11 protein-coding genes and 1 pseudogene are annotated in these 15,060 nt (G+C 66.3%); 4 read left to right on the forward strand and 8 right to left on the reverse strand.

Annotated features, from left to right (window positions below; genetic code table 11):
• Positions 1 to 2 precede the first annotated feature (2 nt).
• The gene (locus tag OKW39_RS32740) at positions 3 to 1,802 is read left to right on the forward strand and encodes a chloride channel protein (RefSeq protein WP_429564533.1); all 1,800 of its coding nucleotides are present in this window, start codon (positions 3 to 5) and stop codon (positions 1,800 to 1,802) included.
• 77 nt (positions 1,803 to 1,879) lie between these two features.
• Here OKW39_RS32740 and OKW39_RS32745 read toward each other — a convergent pair whose 3' ends face one another.
• Together OKW39_RS32745 and OKW39_RS32750 are read right to left on the reverse strand one after the other, a co-directional pair.
• Positions 1,880 to 2,191 carry a hypothetical protein gene (locus OKW39_RS32745; RefSeq protein WP_260330386.1) on the reverse strand — a complete coding sequence of 104 codons (312 nt, stop codon included), beginning with the start codon at positions 2,189 to 2,191 and terminating at the stop codon, positions 1,880 to 1,882.
• A gap of 215 nt (positions 2,192 to 2,406) precedes the next feature.
• Positions 2,407 to 3,309 carry a glutamate/aspartate ABC transporter substrate-binding protein gene (locus OKW39_RS32750; RefSeq protein WP_090807219.1) on the reverse strand — a complete coding sequence of 301 codons (903 nt, stop codon included), beginning with the start codon at positions 3,307 to 3,309 and terminating at the stop codon, positions 2,407 to 2,409.
• A gap of 258 nt (positions 3,310 to 3,567) precedes the next feature.
• On the opposite strand from OKW39_RS32750, the pseudogene OKW39_RS32755 reads away from it, so the two are divergent.
• A pseudogene (locus OKW39_RS32755) lies at positions 3,568 to 4,179 on the forward strand (LysE family translocator); the annotation flags it as partial.
• A gap of 36 nt (positions 4,180 to 4,215) precedes the next feature.
• Here the strand turns inward: OKW39_RS32755 and OKW39_RS32760 are convergent.
• Positions 4,216 to 5,631, reverse strand: a complete 1,416-nt coding sequence (locus tag OKW39_RS32760) for a PLP-dependent aminotransferase family protein (protein WP_187618688.1) — start codon at positions 5,629 to 5,631, stop codon at positions 4,216 to 4,218.
• A 186-nt stretch (positions 5,632 to 5,817) separates the two neighbouring features.
• On the opposite strand from OKW39_RS32760, the gene OKW39_RS32765 reads away from it, so the two are divergent.
• Complete coding sequence (locus OKW39_RS32765; protein ID WP_090807225.1) at positions 5,818 to 7,146, forward strand: aspartate aminotransferase family protein; 1,329 nt, start codon at positions 5,818 to 5,820, stop codon at positions 7,144 to 7,146.
• Between the two features lie 100 nt (positions 7,147 to 7,246).
• On the opposite strand, the gene OKW39_RS32770 is transcribed toward OKW39_RS32765, so the two are convergent.
• Positions 7,247 to 7,771 carry a DUF6496 domain-containing protein gene (locus OKW39_RS32770; protein ID WP_090807227.1) on the reverse strand — a complete coding sequence of 175 codons (525 nt, stop codon included), beginning with the start codon at positions 7,769 to 7,771 and terminating at the stop codon, positions 7,247 to 7,249.
• A gap of 195 nt (positions 7,772 to 7,966) precedes the next feature.
• Here OKW39_RS32770 and OKW39_RS32775 point away from each other — a divergent pair, with 195 nt between their 5' ends.
• Positions 7,967 to 8,218: a hypothetical protein gene (locus tag OKW39_RS32775; protein WP_018423554.1), complete on the forward strand. Its 252-nt coding sequence runs from the start codon at positions 7,967 to 7,969 to the stop codon at positions 8,216 to 8,218.
• A 128-nt stretch (positions 8,219 to 8,346) separates the two neighbouring features.
• Here OKW39_RS32775 and OKW39_RS32780 read toward each other — a convergent pair whose 3' ends face one another.
• From OKW39_RS32780 to OKW39_RS32795, 4 genes are all read right to left on the reverse strand, one after another.
• Positions 8,347 to 9,555: an ABC transporter substrate-binding protein gene (locus OKW39_RS32780; RefSeq protein WP_090807229.1), complete on the reverse strand. Its 1,209-nt coding sequence runs from the start codon at positions 9,553 to 9,555 to the stop codon at positions 8,347 to 8,349.
• Between the two features lie 103 nt (positions 9,556 to 9,658).
• Complete coding sequence (locus OKW39_RS32785) at positions 9,659 to 13,306, reverse strand: molybdopterin cofactor-binding domain-containing protein (RefSeq protein ID WP_429564534.1); 3,648 nt, start codon at positions 13,304 to 13,306, stop codon at positions 9,659 to 9,661.
• Positions 13,303 to 13,809, reverse strand: a complete 507-nt coding sequence (locus OKW39_RS32790) for a (2Fe-2S)-binding protein (protein ID WP_090807233.1) — start codon at positions 13,807 to 13,809, stop codon at positions 13,303 to 13,305. The genes OKW39_RS32785 and OKW39_RS32790 overlap by 4 nt, the downstream gene beginning before the upstream one ends.
• A 31-nt stretch (positions 13,810 to 13,840) precedes the next feature.
• Positions 13,841 to 15,040 (reverse strand): amidohydrolase family protein, encoded by a 1,200-nt coding sequence (locus OKW39_RS32795; protein ID WP_429333483.1) that lies wholly within the window; start codon positions 15,038 to 15,040, stop codon positions 13,841 to 13,843.
• Positions 15,041 to 15,060: the final 20 nt, after the last annotated feature.

Below are 15,060 nucleotides of genomic sequence, written 5' to 3' on the forward strand. Positions count from 1 at the left end.
CCATGAGCATGGATTCCCACAAACGCGACTTCGCGGCGAATGCACGGCTACCCGGCATCTTCGCGCTCGCCGCAGGCATCGGCTTCGTCAGCACGATTGCCGCCTTTGTTCTGCTGAACCTGATTCGCCTGTTCACCAATCTGTTTTTCTTCGGCACGCTGTCGTTCGTCGACCGCTCGCCCGCCACCAATACGCTTGGCATTTGGGTGATCGGCGTGCCGGTGATCGGTGGTTTGATCGTCGGGCTGATGGCGCGCTTCGGCTCCGAAAAGATTCGCGGCCACGGCATTCCCGAGGCGACCGAGGCGATCCTGTTCGGCAAGAGCAAGATGTCGCCGAAAGTGGCGGTGCTCAAGCCGTTGTCGTCAGGCATCGTGATCGGCAGCGGCGGGCCGTTCGGCGCGGAAGGCCCGATCATCATGACCGGCGGCGCGCTCGGCTCGCTGATCGCGCAGTGCGTGAAGGTCACGTCGGCGGAACGCAAGACGCTGCTCGTAGCGGGCGCGGCGGCCGGCATGACCGCGGTGTTCGGCACGCCGCTCGCGGCCGTGCTGCTCGCGATCGAACTGCTGCTGTTCGAATGGCGGCCGCGCAGCTTCCTGCCAGTCGCGGTGGCGTGCGCGGTCGCTGGCTTCGCCCGCGTGATTTTCTTCGGTACAGGTCCGCTGTTTCCGCTACAGACTGCCGCGCCCGATGGCTGGTCGCTGCTGTCGTGCGCGGTCGCGGGCGGGTTGTCGGGCGCGCTGGCGTCCGGCCTGTCCGCCTCGCTCTACAAGGTGGAAGACCTGTTCGGCAAGCTGCCGATCCACTGGATGTGGTGGCCAGCGCTCGGCGGCATCGTCGTCGGTATCGGCGGCTGGCTCGAACCGCGCGCGCTCGGCGTCGGTTACGACGTGATCGGCGATCTGCTGCATCAGCACATTGCGGTGCAGGTCGCCCTTTTGCTGCTCGCCGTGAAGGCGGTGATGTGGGTCATCGCGCTCGGCTCGGGCACGTCGGGCGGTGTGCTCGCACCGCTCCTGATGCTCGGTGCCGGACTCGGCACGGTGCTCGCGCATTGGCTCCCGGGCAGCGAACCGGCGCTGTGGCCGCTCGTCTGCATGGCCGCGACGCTTGGTGCCACGCTCGGCGCGCCGCTGACGGCCATCGTGTTCGCGTTCGGCCTCACGCACGACGCCAACGCGCTGTTGCCGCTACTGACGGCAACGCTGATCGCGCACGGCTTCTCCACGGTCGTGATGCGGCGCTCGATCATGACCGAGAAAATCGCGCGACGCGGCTATCACATCTATCGCGAGTACGGCGTCGATCCGCTCGAGCGCCACTATGTCGACGAAGTGATGACCGCCTCGGTCGAATCGGTCGATGCCGCCACGACGGTCGGCGCAACGCTGCAGACGCTGTTCGGCGCGAACCAGCTGCGCCGCGCGTATCCGGTGGTGCGCGACGGCGCGGTGATCGGCATGGCCGACCGCATGTTGCTCGAACGCTTCTGCGCCGAGGACACGGAACGCAAGCGCGCGATGACGCTCGCCGACGTGTTCGCGCAACACAACACCGCGTTTGCCTTGTCATCCGAAACCTGCCGGCTGGTGGCGACGCGGCTCGCCGTGCTGGGGCTCGAACGCCTGCCGGTGGTCGCCGATCGCAACAGCATGCGTCTGATGGGGATCCTGTCGCGCAGCGATCTGGTCAAGCCGTCGCTCGCGCACTTCGAAGAAGAACACAAACGGGAACGGTTCCGTCGTATCGGGCCGTCGCTCAGCAAGCGGCGCTTCGCGCCGGTTCGCGCCGGTTCGTAAAGCCAGCTAAAAAGACCGCAGCAAAAATCAAAGGCCGAGACCCGTTAGGGCCTCGGCCTTTTTATTCGCGCACGGAGCTATTTGCCCGCGCCACGCGACTCGACGCAACCCAGCACGAGCGTGTCGCCCGATTTCGCGCCGGGACCCAGCGCCGCCGTGTGGAAGTCCGCGTGGTCGCAATGCCATTCGGCGTGGAAGTCGCGTGGGCATGCCATTGTCGTGCCGCCTTTGTGCAGGCCGGGCAGCGCGTAATCGCAAGTTTCCCGTCCGTTGCAATGACGCTCGAGCTCACGAGTCAGGTTGCCGCGCGGCGCGCCGCAATTCTCGCCATAGGTGCCCGATACGATCGTAATCGCGCGCATTTGTGCGTCGGCGTTTGCGGACACCATGAATACGCCGCTTGCCAACGCCAGCGCAGCACGAAGAATTCCACTGGGGAAAATCCGTCCGCGCCGCGAAGATTCCATCGGCCTCTTCACTTTGCACCTCCGTTCCCGCTATAGGCGACGTTCAACCGAAACGCGCCGCCTATAGCCAGGTATAGAGGAAAGAGCAAAAGACTGCCACTAGAAACCATTCCTACGCGCAATAGCGGCCAAAGCCGTTATTCGAGCGCCTTGTCGTTCGGCTGCGCGTACAGCTGTTTCAGCGAATCGCTCATCGGAAAGTCGAAGCTGATGTTCTTCGGCGGCACCGGCTTGATGAACCATCGGTCGTACATAGTGTGGATTTCCGGTCCTTTCATCACCTGTTCGAGCGTGTCGTCGACGAGCTTTCTGAACTCCGGATCGTCGCGGCGCAACATGAAGCCATACGCTTCCGACGATTGCGGCGTGCCGGTGATGATCCAGTCCGACGGCTTCGCGGTCAGCGTGCGCGTGCCGGCAAGCAACACGTCATCCATCATGTACGCGACGGCGCGGCCGCTTTCGAGCGTGAGACGCCCTTCGCCGTAATCTTTCGCGCTGATGATCTGCATGTTCATCTTCTTGTCCTCGTTCATCTTGCGCAGGATGCGCTCGGACGTCGTGCCCTGATTCGTCACGACCGTCTTGCCGGCGAGATCCGGAAAGTCCTTGATGCCCGAGTCCTTGCGCGTCAGAAGACGCGTCGTCGCGACGAAGAACGTGTCGGCGAACGCCACCTGGCTTTGGCGCGCCGCGAGATTGGTCGTCACGCCGCATTCGAGATCGACCGTGCCGTTCTGCACGAGCGGAATGCGATTCTGCGAGGTGACCGGGATGAAGCGCACCTTGAGGTCCGGACGCTTCGTTTTCGCCTTGACCGCATCGATGACCTTGTTGCACAGGTCCTGCGAAAAGCCGACCACCTCGTTGTTCGCGTCGACGTACGAGAACGGCACCGACGTCTCGCGATGGCCAATCGCGATCACGCCGCTTCGCTGGATCTTCGCGAGCGTGGACGTCGCGTCCTGCGCAAACGCGCCCGGACTCGCCAACGTTGCCGCCACGAGCATGGCAACAGTGGACCAATTCATCACTTTCATGGGTATCTCCAATCGTGCAGCAGGTTCCTGATGGATGGCGGGCTGCTGCGCCAGCCGTCTACATATGTTGCCATTAAAAAAATAAATGCAACATATGTTAACTACCGAGTGTTGAAACGCCGCGTGGCGACGCTTTCCGGCCAATCAAGTCATCATCGATCCGTACCGGACATCATTTTCAAAACCGTACAGGTACTGTACCGGCCCCTGTCGCTAGAATGAGCCTCACCGTTTTCTGTTGGCGACACCGGAGCCCCCATGTCTTTCGTCACTCTCAGCGCGCTGCCCGCCGGCATCCTGTTCGCGCTCGTCACCTCGATCACGCCCGGTCCGAACAACACGATGCTGCTCGCGTCGGGCGTCAATTTCGGCTTTCGCCGCACGCTGCCCCATCTGTCCGGCATCAGCGTCGGCGTGGTGCTGTTGATGTTGTCGGTCGGCATCGGCCTCGGCGAGGCGTTCGTGCATTTCCCCGTGCTGTATACGGTGCTCGAAGTCGTCAGCGTCGCTTATCTGCTGTATCTGGCGTGGAAAATCGGCACGTCGGGCGAACTGAAGCTCAGGAACGGAGAGCGTCGCCCGATGCGCTTTCACGAGGCGATCGCGTTTCAGTGGGTCAATCCGAAGGCGTGGATGATGGTGCTGACCGCCGCGACGACGATTCACCTGAGCAACAGCTTCGGCATGAACGCCGTCGCGATGGCTGCGGTGTTCTATGTGATCGGCTTTCCGTGCATCTGCGTGTGGGCCGGTTTCGGCACCGCGATGCGCGAGGTGCTGTCGAACCCGAAGCGGCTGCGCGTCTTCAACATCGCGATGGCGCTGCTGCTGGTCGCGTCGCTGTATCCGATCGCGCTGAAGCTGATCGGGCACGGGCGGCTGAGCTTTCGACGCGCGCCGCCGCGTCTACCACGCCCCCTGCCCGACCCGCTCGATGAAGCGCCACAACGCGTCGTCGCTCGAATACGGCGCGTTGAAGCGGAACCACGCGCTCGGCGCGTCGTCGGGACGGAAGTAGGAGCCCGGTGCGAGCCAGATGCCGTGCGCGAGCGCGGCGGTCGCGACCTCGGCGGCGCGCTCCGCTTCGATCGGCAGACGCGCCAGCATGAAGAGTCCCGCGCGCGGCCGGTGAAACACCTCGAGCCCGAGCGCGTCCAGCCGTTCTTCGAGTGCCACGTGCGCGAGCTTGAGCCGTTCGTTGACCGTCTCGACGTGGCGCGCGTAACGCCCTTCCACCAGCACCTTGTCGACGATCCGCTCGATCGTTTCCGACGACGTCAGCCCCACCGCCATCTTCGTGCGCGCGAGTTCGCGCAGCACCGCCTGCTCCGCCACCACATAGCCGCAGCGCAGCGACGGCGTCACCGTCTTCGAAAAGCCGCCGACGTGCAACACGCGCTGCAAGCCTTCCATCGCCGCCAGTAGCGGCGCGCCGGCCGGCGCGAGTTCGCGGCTCACGTCGTCCTCGATCACCCAGATGCGCTCGCGCTCGGCGATCTGCAGCAAGCGGAACGCGGCCGACATGCCGAAGGTCGCGCCGGTCGGATTCTGGAGCGTGGTGTTGACGAAGATCGCCTTCGGCTTGTGCCGCGCGACCAGCGTTGCGAGAACGTCCGTATCGACGCCGGCCGGCGTGCGCGGCACGCCATGCACGACCAGCCCGGCGAGCTTCAGGATCTGCAGCAGATTGCAGTAGCCGGGGTCTTCGACGATCACCGCATCGCCCGCGCGCAGCAGCGTGCGCACGATCAGGTCGAGCCCCTGCGTCGCGCCCTGCGTGAGCAGCACGTTCGCGACGTCGACGGGCAGCCCGCGCCGGTCGAGTTGTTCGGCGATGCGCTCGCGCAGCGGCGCGAAGCCGTACGGATGGCCATAGTCGCCGAGCCGCGCGGCCGGCACCCGGCTCAGCGCGCGCAGCGAGTGCTGCAGGCCGCTCTCGTTGGTCCATTCGCTCGGCAGCCAGCCGCAGCCCGCCTTGATCGGCACCGAGTGATCGGCGAACACGTCGGACAGCAGCCACGTCGCGGTCAGGCTCGGCGGCGTCCAGTCGGCGACGGCCGCCCGCGTGGACGGCGAGCGCGCCGCCACCCGATAGCCGGAGCCGCGCCGCGCGACCACGAGCCCCATCGACACGAGCCGGTTGTACGCCTCGGTCACGGTGAAGGTGCTCAGTGCGTGGCTTTGAGCAAGCTGCCGCACCGACGGCAGCAGTGCGCCCGCGCGCAGCGATTGCGAGTCGATCGCGCGCGCGAAGCTCTGCACGACCTGTTCGACGAGCGTCGGCGCCGCGCGCCGGTCGCGTTGAAGGTCCAGTTCGATCATGTTTCGGGCGAAAAACGAGGGGCAAAAAGACGGACCGCGGACCGCCCGCTTACCGGAACAGTACGCGCGAATCCGCCAGCACAGTTGACACCACACTTGGTCAACTGTTTATGCCGCCATTAAACCGCGAGGGCTACAGTTTGGCTACGCTTAAAGCCCCAACCGACACCACTTCGAGGAGATGCCATGACTTCGCGCCCCGTCATCGACGATCTGTCGTCCTTCTGGATGCCCTTCACCGCCAATCGCCAGTTCAAGGCCGCGCCGCGCCTGCTGGAATCGGCGAAGGGCATGTACTACCGCAGCACCGACGGGCGCGAGATTCTCGACGGTTGCGCCGGGCTGTGGTGCGTGAACGCCGGCCATGGCCGCGATGAAATCGTCGCCGCGATCACGCAGCAGCTGTCGACGCTCGACTTCGCGCCGACCTTCCAGATGGGCCACCCGCTTGCGTTCGAAGCGGCGAAGAAGGTTGCCGAGCTGATGCCGGAAGGGCTCGATCGCATCTTCTTCACGAACTCGGGCTCCGAATCGGTCGACACCGCGCTGAAAATCGCGCTCGCCTACCATCGCGCGCGCGGCGAAGGCCAGCGCACGCGTCTGATCGGCCGCGAGCGCGGCTATCACGGCGTCGGTTTCGGCGGGATTTCGGTCGGCGGTATCGCGCCGAATCGCAAGACCTTTTCGGGGGCGCTGTTGCCGGCGGTCGATCATCTGCCGCACACGCACAACCTCGAACACAACGCGTTCTCGAAGGGCCAGCCCGCATGGGGCGCGCATCTGGCCGAGGAGCTGGAGCGCATCGTCGCGCTGCACGACGCTTCGACGATCGCCGCGGTGATCGTCGAACCGGTGGCCGGCTCGACCGGCGTGCTGGTTCCGCCGCAAGGCTATCTGCAGAAGCTGCGCGAGATCTGCACGAAGCACGGCATCCTGCTGATCTTCGACGAGGTGATCACGGGCTTTGGCCGCCTCGGCAAGGCGACCGCGAGCGAACACTTCGGCGTCACGCCGGACCTGATCACGCTGGCGAAGGCGATCAACAACGCGTCGATTCCGATGGGCGCGGTCGCGGCGAGCCGCACCATCCACGACACGGTCGTGGGTAGCGGCGCGCCGGGCGCGATCGAGCTGTTCCACGGCTACACGTACTCGGCGCATCCGGCGGCTGCCGCGGCCGCGATCGCGACGCTCGATCTGTACCGCCGCGACCAGTTGTTCGAGCGCGCGGCCAGCCTCGCGCCGACGTTCGAAGCGGCCGCGCATGGGCTGCGCGACGCGAAGCACGTGAAGGACGTGCGCAATCTCGGCCTCGTCGCGGGCATCGAGCTCGAATCGCGCGACGGAGCGCCGGGCGCGCGCGCCTACGAGGCGTTCGTCAAATGCTTTGAGGCAGGCGTGCTGATCCGTTTCACCGGCGACATCCTCGCGTTCTCGCCGCCGCTGATCATCGACGAAGAGCAGATCGCGCGGCTCTTCCGCACCGTTGGCGAGGTGCTGGCGACGGTGCAGTAAGAAGGCGCGCCAGCGCACCACCAGGCGACGACGAAAGAGCGGCGGCACGCGCATGCGTGCGCCGCTCTTTTCTATTGCTGACGCATTGCGAGCCGCAAGCTCAGTGATGCGCGCGCGACGCCCGCGTTTGCGCGGCCTTTTTCGCGGCAGCGGAGCGTCCAGCCGCACCCTTCGTCGCAGCGGCCTTTTTGGCTGCGGCCGAGCGGCTCGCGGCTGGCCGCTTGGCCGCCGCCGACTTCGCCTGCTTCGACATCGCCGCCGACGACGCCCCGGCCTTGCTCTCGCGCTTGAGCACGCTCTCCGACACACGCGAGCGTTTCGCGCTCGACTCCTTGCTCGCACTCTTCTTCGCGGCGCCTTCGTGCTTGCCCGCCGCGCTGTCCTTCTGCGCTTTCTTGCGGGTCGCCTCGCTCGTGGCGCCCTTCTTCGGCGGCTTTAGGTCGACGCCCGCACGCCGCGCCTCGGACAGCCCGATCGCGATCGCCTGCTTCGGCGAGCGCACGCCGTGCTTGCCGGCGCGGACCTTGTCCACCTGTTCCTTGACGAACTCTCCCGCTTGAGTACTCGCTGATTTGCCGGCGCGTTTATCGGCCGCGGCACGCTTCAAGGTTTTCTGCTCTGGCATGACGGTTCTCCGGTTGTGGGTGAGTCCCTATCATTTAGCAACGAGCGTGCCGGAGCGCCCATCCGCGCCATGCTCCGGCGGCGGTTGCGCGGCGGGACTCGCGTGCGTCGGCGGGACGGCGTATGGTGGTGGACATGGGACGGGAGTAAGCGCCGAAGCGCTAACTCAAATCGGCCGCCTTGCATGGAGACAGCCATGAAGATAGTTACGGTTCGCGCTGGCACACATATCGAGGGCGTGCACTGGATCGCCGAGTACGTCGAAGACGTCCACGAAATTCGCGTGTTCCGCGAGGGACAGGAAGTGGACGTGCACAACGCGCCGTCCACACTGTTCGGCGATGAAGAAAACGCGGGCTCGAAAAACACCGCCGATCATCGCGCGATGGAAGCGGCCGTGCTCGCTTATCTGAAGCGCTTCGTCACGGAGCACGACGCGGAAGAGTAGGTTTCGCCGACGGCAACCGCCGTTTTCAAAGCCGCCCGCTCGTGGCAACAGCCGCTGCGGACGTGCATTCACCAACACTCGCGCGGCCATTGCGCGGCAGTCACGACGGACCGCCGCGCGCCACGTCCTCAATCCGCCGGGCGCAGTTTCTTCACCTCGGCGTCCGATGGCTGCACGCTCGCGCCATCCACATAGCGGTACGACGTCATCACACCCTTGCCGTCCTTCACACCGGTCACGCCGACATACGCGCCCATCGTCGACTGATTGTCCTGCGCGCGGTACATGATCGGGCCGAAGGGCGTCTGCACGTTGAGCCCCTTGAACGCGGCGGCGAGTTTGTCCGGATCGGTCGAACCCGCCTTCTTGATGCCGTCCGCGATCGACATCAGCGCCGAATAGCCGACCACCGAGCCCAGCCGCGGATAGTCGTGATATTTCGCCTGATACGTGTCGACGAACTGCTTGTTCGCGGCCGTATCGATCGAATACCACGGGTAGCCGGTCACGATCCAGCCGGTCGGCGCTTCGGCGCCGAGCGGATCGAGGTAGTCGGGCTCGCCGGTCAGCAGCGACACCACCGCGCGATCCTTGAAGAGCCCGCGCGTATTGCCCTCGCGCACGAACTTGCCGAGGTCGGCGCCGAACAGCACGTTGAAGATCGCGTCGGGCTTCGCGTCGGCGATCGCCTGGGTCACGGCGCCCGCGTCGACGTTGCCGAGCGGCGTCGCCTGTTCGACGACGAACTGCACGTCCGGCTGCGCGGCCGTCAGCAGCTTCTTGAAGGTCGCCACCGCCGATTGTCCGTACTCGTAGTTCGGATACACGATCGCCCAGCGCTTCTTCTTCAGCTTCGCGGCCTCGGGCACCAGCATCGCGACCTGCATGTAGGTCGAAGGACGCAGACGGTACGTGTATTTGTTGCCATCGGCCCAGACGATCTTGTCGGTCAGCGGTTCGGCCGCGAGGAAGAAAATCTTCTTCTGCTTCGCGAAGTCGGCGAGCGCGAGGCCCGTGTTCGACAGGAAGCCGCCGAACAGCACCTGCACCTGCTCGCGCGCGATCAGCTCCTGGGCGACGCGGATCGTGTCGCCGGGGTTGCCGTTGTCGTCGCGCGAAATCACTTCGAGCTGCTTGCCGAGCACGCCACCCGCCGCATTCACCTGCTCGAGTGCGAGATTCCAGCCTTGCTTGTAAGGCCCGAGAAAGGCGGGCTGCGCCTTGTAGCTATTGATCTCACCGATCTTGATGGTCTGCTGTGCGCTCGCGCCGAGCGCGGCAAACGAGCACACGGTCGACACCATGAGGCGAGAGATCCATCCTGCGCGCGTGGTCATGCGTTTCTCCGTTATCAGAAGGAATGGTGGTTTTAGTCAGACATGCGAACCTGAGGACGTGCAAGCGCGTGGACCTGCGCACCTTCGGACGACGGCTGGCGGCTCATTGCTCGCGCGGTTCCGCGCGGATTCTGGCCACGTTCGCGGCGACGTCCTGCCATGCCGGCTTGCCGCCCGCGAACTGCGCGCGCAGGAACGACACTAGCTCGGCGACCTGGGCGTCGTTGAAACTGTCGCGGTAAGCCGGCATCGTACCGAGTTCGGGCCGCGCAGGCGAGCCAATGCCGTCGAGAATCACGCGAATCAGGTTGTCCGGCGTCGCGCCGTGCAGGTTCGTGTTCAGCGCCAGCGACGGATGTGCGCCGAACAACTGAGGTCCGCTGCCAGCGTGATGGCACGCGGCGCACGCGCCGTCGAAAAGCCGCGCACCCGCCGTGACCGGCGCGCCCGTCATCGCGCTGGCCCGTTCGTATTCGCGCGCGGTCGCGGCCGGATCGGCGTTCGGCTCCAGCGGATTGAGCGACGCGAGATAGACGGCCATCGCGCGGATATCGCTGTCGGGCAGCGCCGCGAGATCGCCGATCACCGGCGCCATCGGCCCGGCCGCGACGCCGTGCAACGGCGCGTGACCGTCGCGCAGATAGCGGAACAGTTCGTCCTCGCTCCACGGCACCGGCGCATTCGACAACGCCGACAGCGCGGGCGCTTCCCAGCCCTCGGCGCTGCCTCCGCCCATGAACGTCGCGCCGGTTTTCTCGGCGCCGAACACGTTGCGCGGCGTGTGGCACGCGCTGCAATGGCCAAGGCCATTCACCAGATACGCGCCGCGATTCCATTGCGCGCTCTGCGCGGGGTTGGCGGCAAACGCGGTGCGGCCGAGAAACAGGCCGTTCCATGCAGCCATCAGCGGACGCACGCTGAAAGGAAACGCGAGCTTCGTTTCGGGCGGCCGGCTGCGCACCGGCGTTTGCGACATCAGATACGCGTAGAGCGCGTGCAGATCCTCATCGGAGATGTTCTGGAACGACGTGTACGGAAACGCCGGATACAGCCGATGACCGTCGCGGCTGATGCCGTGCCGCATCGCGCGCACGAACGCTTCGAGCGACCAGTGGCCGATCCCGGTCTGGCCGTCGGGCGTGAGGTTGGTGCTGTAGACGGTGCCGAACGGGGTCGCGAGCGGCTTGCCGCCGGCGTTCGGCACGCCGTTGTGGGCGGTATGGCAAACCGCGCAATTACCGAGCGACGCGAGCAGCTTGCCGCGCGCGACCAGTTCCGGCGCAAACGCGCTTGCAAGCGGCGGCGTGATCGGCGCAAGCGGCGCGCTGGAAACCGAGGCGAACGACAGCGCGCCAAGCCAGCCGACCACGCCCGCGGCCGACAAGCCGAAAAAGCCGCGCCGCCGGCGCTTTTTCCTGCGCGCCGCCGCCGCGTCTTGCGCCTGCGCGTCGGCGAGCGCGGCGCGGATCTTTTCCGGCGTGAACGGCGGGCGACGGAAACGCACCCCCGTCGCGTCGTACAGCGCATTGGCGATGGCGGCCGCGCCGGGCAGCGACGCCGACTCGCCCGCGCCCATCGGCGGCTCGCCGTGGCGCGGCATCATCACGACGTCGATCACCGGCACTTCGCGGAACGTCAGGATCGGATACGCGCCCCACTCCTGGCTCGTCACCGCGTTGTCGCCGAACCTGACCTGCTCCTTCAGCGCGCGGCTCGTCGTCTGGATCACGTTGCCGTGAATCTGGTGACGCACGCCATCCGGATTGACCATCGTGCCGGTGTCCTGGCCGACCACGACGCGCGTGACCGCCACTTCGCCGCTGTTGCGATTGACTTCGACCTCGGCGACCCACGCGGACCATGCGGCGCCGAACCCCGGGAATTTGCTGTGCACGTAGCGCGCGTACGCGATGCCGCGGCCGCGCGCGATGTTGCCGTCTTCGTCGTCCTCGCCGCGCGTTCTGAACGCGGGTTCGCGCGGTTCCCACCCGGCTTTCGCCGCGACCGCCTTGACGAGGTCGATCGCGCGCGGATCGGTCAGATGCCTGAGGCGGAATTCGACCGGATCGACGCCGGCCTGCTCGGCCAGTTCGTCGATGAACGACTCGTGCGCGAACGTGTTCGGCAACGCGGACACACCGCGCAGCCACGCGGCGCGCACGATCGGCGGCGTGTCGTCGCAGACGATGCGCATGCTGCGATAGTCGTACGGCGGCACGGCCGTGCGGTCGCCCATCTCGAACACCTGCGGCTGCGCGGCAATCGTGCCGGTCAGCAGCAGCGCGAGCGTGGGGGCGTCGTTCGACGGATAGCGCGTCGCAAAGTCGTAGGCGGCCAGTTCGCCTTCGGCGGTGAGCGCGCCGCGTACGTCCATCAGTTGCGCGGCGCCCTTCGGTTCCCACGCGTGTTCGTCCTCGCGCGAGAGCTGCACGCGCACCGGCGCGCCGACCGCGCGCGACAGCAGCGCGGCGTCGGCGGCGACGTCGTCCGCGCAATTGCGTCCGTAGCAGCCCGCCGCATCCATCCGCACGATGTCGATGCGCGCTTCGTCGAGCGTCAGCAATAACGCGAGGTCGGCGCGCAGCGAATGCGGGTTCTGCGTGCCGGACCAGACTTTCAGCTGCGTGTCGTTGCCGTCTCCGTTGCGATAGTCCGCGACCGCGCACGACGGGCCGATCGATGCGTGCATCTGGAACGGCCATACGTAAGTGCGTTCCAACGTGCGCGACGGGTCTTGCGCGAGCGCCGCATCCACGTCGCCTTCGATCACCAGATCGCGCCGCGTCGCCGGATTCGCGCGCAACGCCGCTTCGACCTGCTCGCTCGTGTCGAGCGGCGGCAGGCCATCGACCGTTTTCCATCGCACGTCGAGCCGCTGCGCCGCCTGTTGCGCAATCTCCTCACGCTCGGCGACGATGCCGACGAAATCGCGAATCACGACCACCTTGACGATGCCAGGCAAATCGCGAATCGCCGCTTCGTTCACTTCCAGCAGGCTATGCCCGATGAACTCACCCTGCGCGACGCCCGCATAAGGCGGCCGCACCACGCGTCCATGCAGCATGCCGGGCACGCGCACGTCGTGCACGAAGTTCAGCTCACCGGTCGCCTTCGCGGGAATGTCGACACGCGGCGCGCTTTTACCGACGACGCGGTACGCGTGCGGCGGTTTCAAAGGTGCATCGTTCGACAGCAGCAGTTCGACACGCTGGCCTTTGATCAGCTCGCCATAGTGAATGCCCTGCGCCGGGTCGCCATCGCGTGGAAACACGCGGCTGTCCTGCACGTCGAGATCGTTCGCGTCTACATTCAGGCGCGCGGCCGCTTGCGCGACCAGATACTGACGCGCTTGCGCCGCCGCCTGCCGCAGCGGCACCGCCGAAATCTGGATCGTCGCGCTGGCGATCGTCGGCCCCTGGTTCGGCGCTTCGCCGGTATGGCCGAGCACGATCGACACACGCGTCAACGGCACATCGAGTTCTTCCGCGACGATCTGCGCGAGCGCGGTGCCGATGCCGGTGCCAAGATCCACATGACCGTTGAACGCGACCACGCTGCCATCGTCTCGCACTACCAGAAACAGATCCGCCTCGGTCGGCACGAACGAAGAACGCGAACCCGGCTGGCCGCGCGCGGCCTTGACCGGTGCATGCGGCGGCCGCGCGACGAGCAGCACGCTGTGCGCGTCGTACAACTGCTTGCGCGACGGCGTCGCGCCACGACGATCGACGCTGAAGTCCGGCCCGGTCATACGCGCGCTCCGTCGTCCACGTCCGTTTGCGCGTCGAGCAATTGCGCCGCGCGCTGCACCGCGCGCACGATCTCGACATGCGTGCCGCAGCGACACAGATTGCGCGACAGCTCGCGCTGGATCGTCGCGACGCTCGGATGCGGATCGCGATCGAGCAGCGCCTTCGCGGTCATGATCATGCCGTTCAGGCAGTAGCCGCATTGCGCGGCCTGTTCGTCGATGAACGCCTGCTGCACCGGATGCAACGCGGTGCGCGTGCCGAGCCCTTCGAGCGTCGTGATCTCACGGCCCAGCGCGACTTCGGCGGTCGTCACGCAGGCACGCGTCGGCATGCCGTCGAGCAGCACGGTGCAGGCGCCGCATTCGCCGAGACCGCAACCGAACTTCGGCCCGTTCAGCGCGAGATCGTTGCGCAACAAGTAGAGCAGCGGTGTCTGCGCCGCCGCGCTGACCACATGCGTCGCGCCGTTCACCTTCAGCACGAGCTGAGCGGCGCGGTTCATCATGATGCGAGCACCCTGTCGCGCCGCGCGTTCACAGCACCACCGGCACTTCGGTCGCGGGCGGCGTATTGCGGCTGCGCCGGCAGCGGATCAGACCATCGATCATCACCATCCCCACACCCGGAATATCGCCGAGCTGCACGCTTTCGAGCAGCGTGTCGGCGGCCGTATGCTGCGCGCGGTCCATGAACACGAGATCGGCGGGACGGCCCAGCTCGATCAGCCCCTGGCGCAGGTGGCGCTGCCGCGCGGTATTGCCGGTCGCGAAGCAGAACGCGATTTCGGCGGGGACGTCGGCGAGGCTCGAGATCAGTGCGATCATGCGCAGAATGCCGAGCGGTTGCACGCCGGAGCCGGCCGGGCTATCGGTGCCGAGAATGATCCGATGCGGGCATTTCAGTTCGATCGCATGGCGCGCGGTCAGCAACGCGATCCGCTCGTTGCCGTTGTGGACGATTTCGAGCGCGCGGCTCGACTGCTCGCACAGATCGCACACGTGCCGGTACGACAGCGACGTATGGCCGCCATTGACGTGGCCGATCACATCGGCATCGGCGGCGAGCACCACGTCCCGATCGATCAGGCCGGAGCCCGGAATCGACGGACCGCCCGTGTGAATCGTGCTCTGGATACCGTACTTGCGCGCCCACGCGACCATCTGTTGCGCTTCCTCGCCGCCCTTCACGCTGCCGAGGCCGACTTCGCCGAGCAGCTTCACACCGGCTTCGGACAGCTCCTTGAAGTCCTGCTCGACCATGCCCTTCTCGATCACCGGCGCGCCCGCCAGCACCTTGACGCCGCCACCGACGCCGGCCGCGCGCATGCCGTCGAACGAGCGCTGCGCGGTGATCGCGAGCGCCTTCACGCCGAGCACGTCTTTCGGACGGCCAGGCAAATGCACTTCGCCGGCCGAGATCATCGTCGTCACGCCGCCGTTCAGATTCGACTCGATCCAGCCGAGCTGATTCTGGCGCGGCGTCCAGTCGCCGAACACCGGATGCACGTGCGAGTCGATCAGGCCCGGCGCGACCGTCGTGCCCTTGCAGTCGACCGTCGTGCGCGCGCCTTCGAGATCGCAGTCTTTCTCGCGGCCGAGCGCGACGATCACGCCGTCGTCGATCACCAGCGTGTCCGCGTCGAGAATCGGCTGATCGATATCGCCCGACAGCAGCAGCCCGATGTTCGTTACCGCGACCTTGCCCGACAAGCCTGTCAACGTCTCTGCTGCCATCTGCCTCTCCTTTCGCCGAC

The organism is Paraburkholderia sp. MM6662-R1 (assembly GCF_050436245.1).
Lineage (GTDB): Bacteria > Pseudomonadota > Gammaproteobacteria > Burkholderiales > Burkholderiaceae > Paraburkholderia > Paraburkholderia tuberum.

Excerpts from the sequence above, each read along its gene's own strand:
- OKW39_RS32740 (WP_429564533.1), top strand. The coding sequence starts at position 3 with ATGAGCATGGATTCCCACAAACGCGACTTCGCGGCGAATGCACGGCTA.
- OKW39_RS32745 (WP_260330386.1), bottom strand. The coding sequence starts at position 2,191 with ATGGTGTCCGCAAACGCCGACGCACAAATGCGCGCGATTACGATCGTA.
- OKW39_RS32750 (WP_090807219.1), bottom strand. The coding sequence starts at position 3,309 with ATGAAAGTGATGAATTGGTCCACTGTTGCCATGCTCGTGGCGGCAACG.
- OKW39_RS32760 (WP_187618688.1), bottom strand. The coding sequence starts at position 5,631 with ATGATCGAACTGGACCTTCAACGCGACCGGCGCGCGGCGCCGACGCTC.
- OKW39_RS32765 (WP_090807225.1), top strand. The coding sequence starts at position 5,818 with ATGACTTCGCGCCCCGTCATCGACGATCTGTCGTCCTTCTGGATGCCC.
- OKW39_RS32770 (WP_090807227.1), bottom strand. The coding sequence starts at position 7,771 with ATGCCAGAGCAGAAAACCTTGAAGCGTGCCGCGGCCGATAAACGCGCC.
- OKW39_RS32775 (WP_018423554.1), top strand. The coding sequence starts at position 7,967 with ATGAAGATAGTTACGGTTCGCGCTGGCACACATATCGAGGGCGTGCAC.
- OKW39_RS32780 (WP_090807229.1), bottom strand. The coding sequence starts at position 9,555 with ATGACCACGCGCGCAGGATGGATCTCTCGCCTCATGGTGTCGACCGTG.
- OKW39_RS32785 (WP_429564534.1), bottom strand. The coding sequence starts at position 13,306 with ATGACCGGGCCGGACTTCAGCGTCGATCGTCGTGGCGCGACGCCGTCG.
- OKW39_RS32790 (WP_090807233.1), bottom strand. The coding sequence starts at position 13,809 with ATGAACCGCGCCGCTCAGCTCGTGCTGAAGGTGAACGGCGCGACGCAT.
- OKW39_RS32795 (WP_429333483.1), bottom strand. The coding sequence starts at position 15,040 with ATGGCAGCAGAGACGTTGACAGGCTTGTCGGGCAAGGTCGCGGTAACG.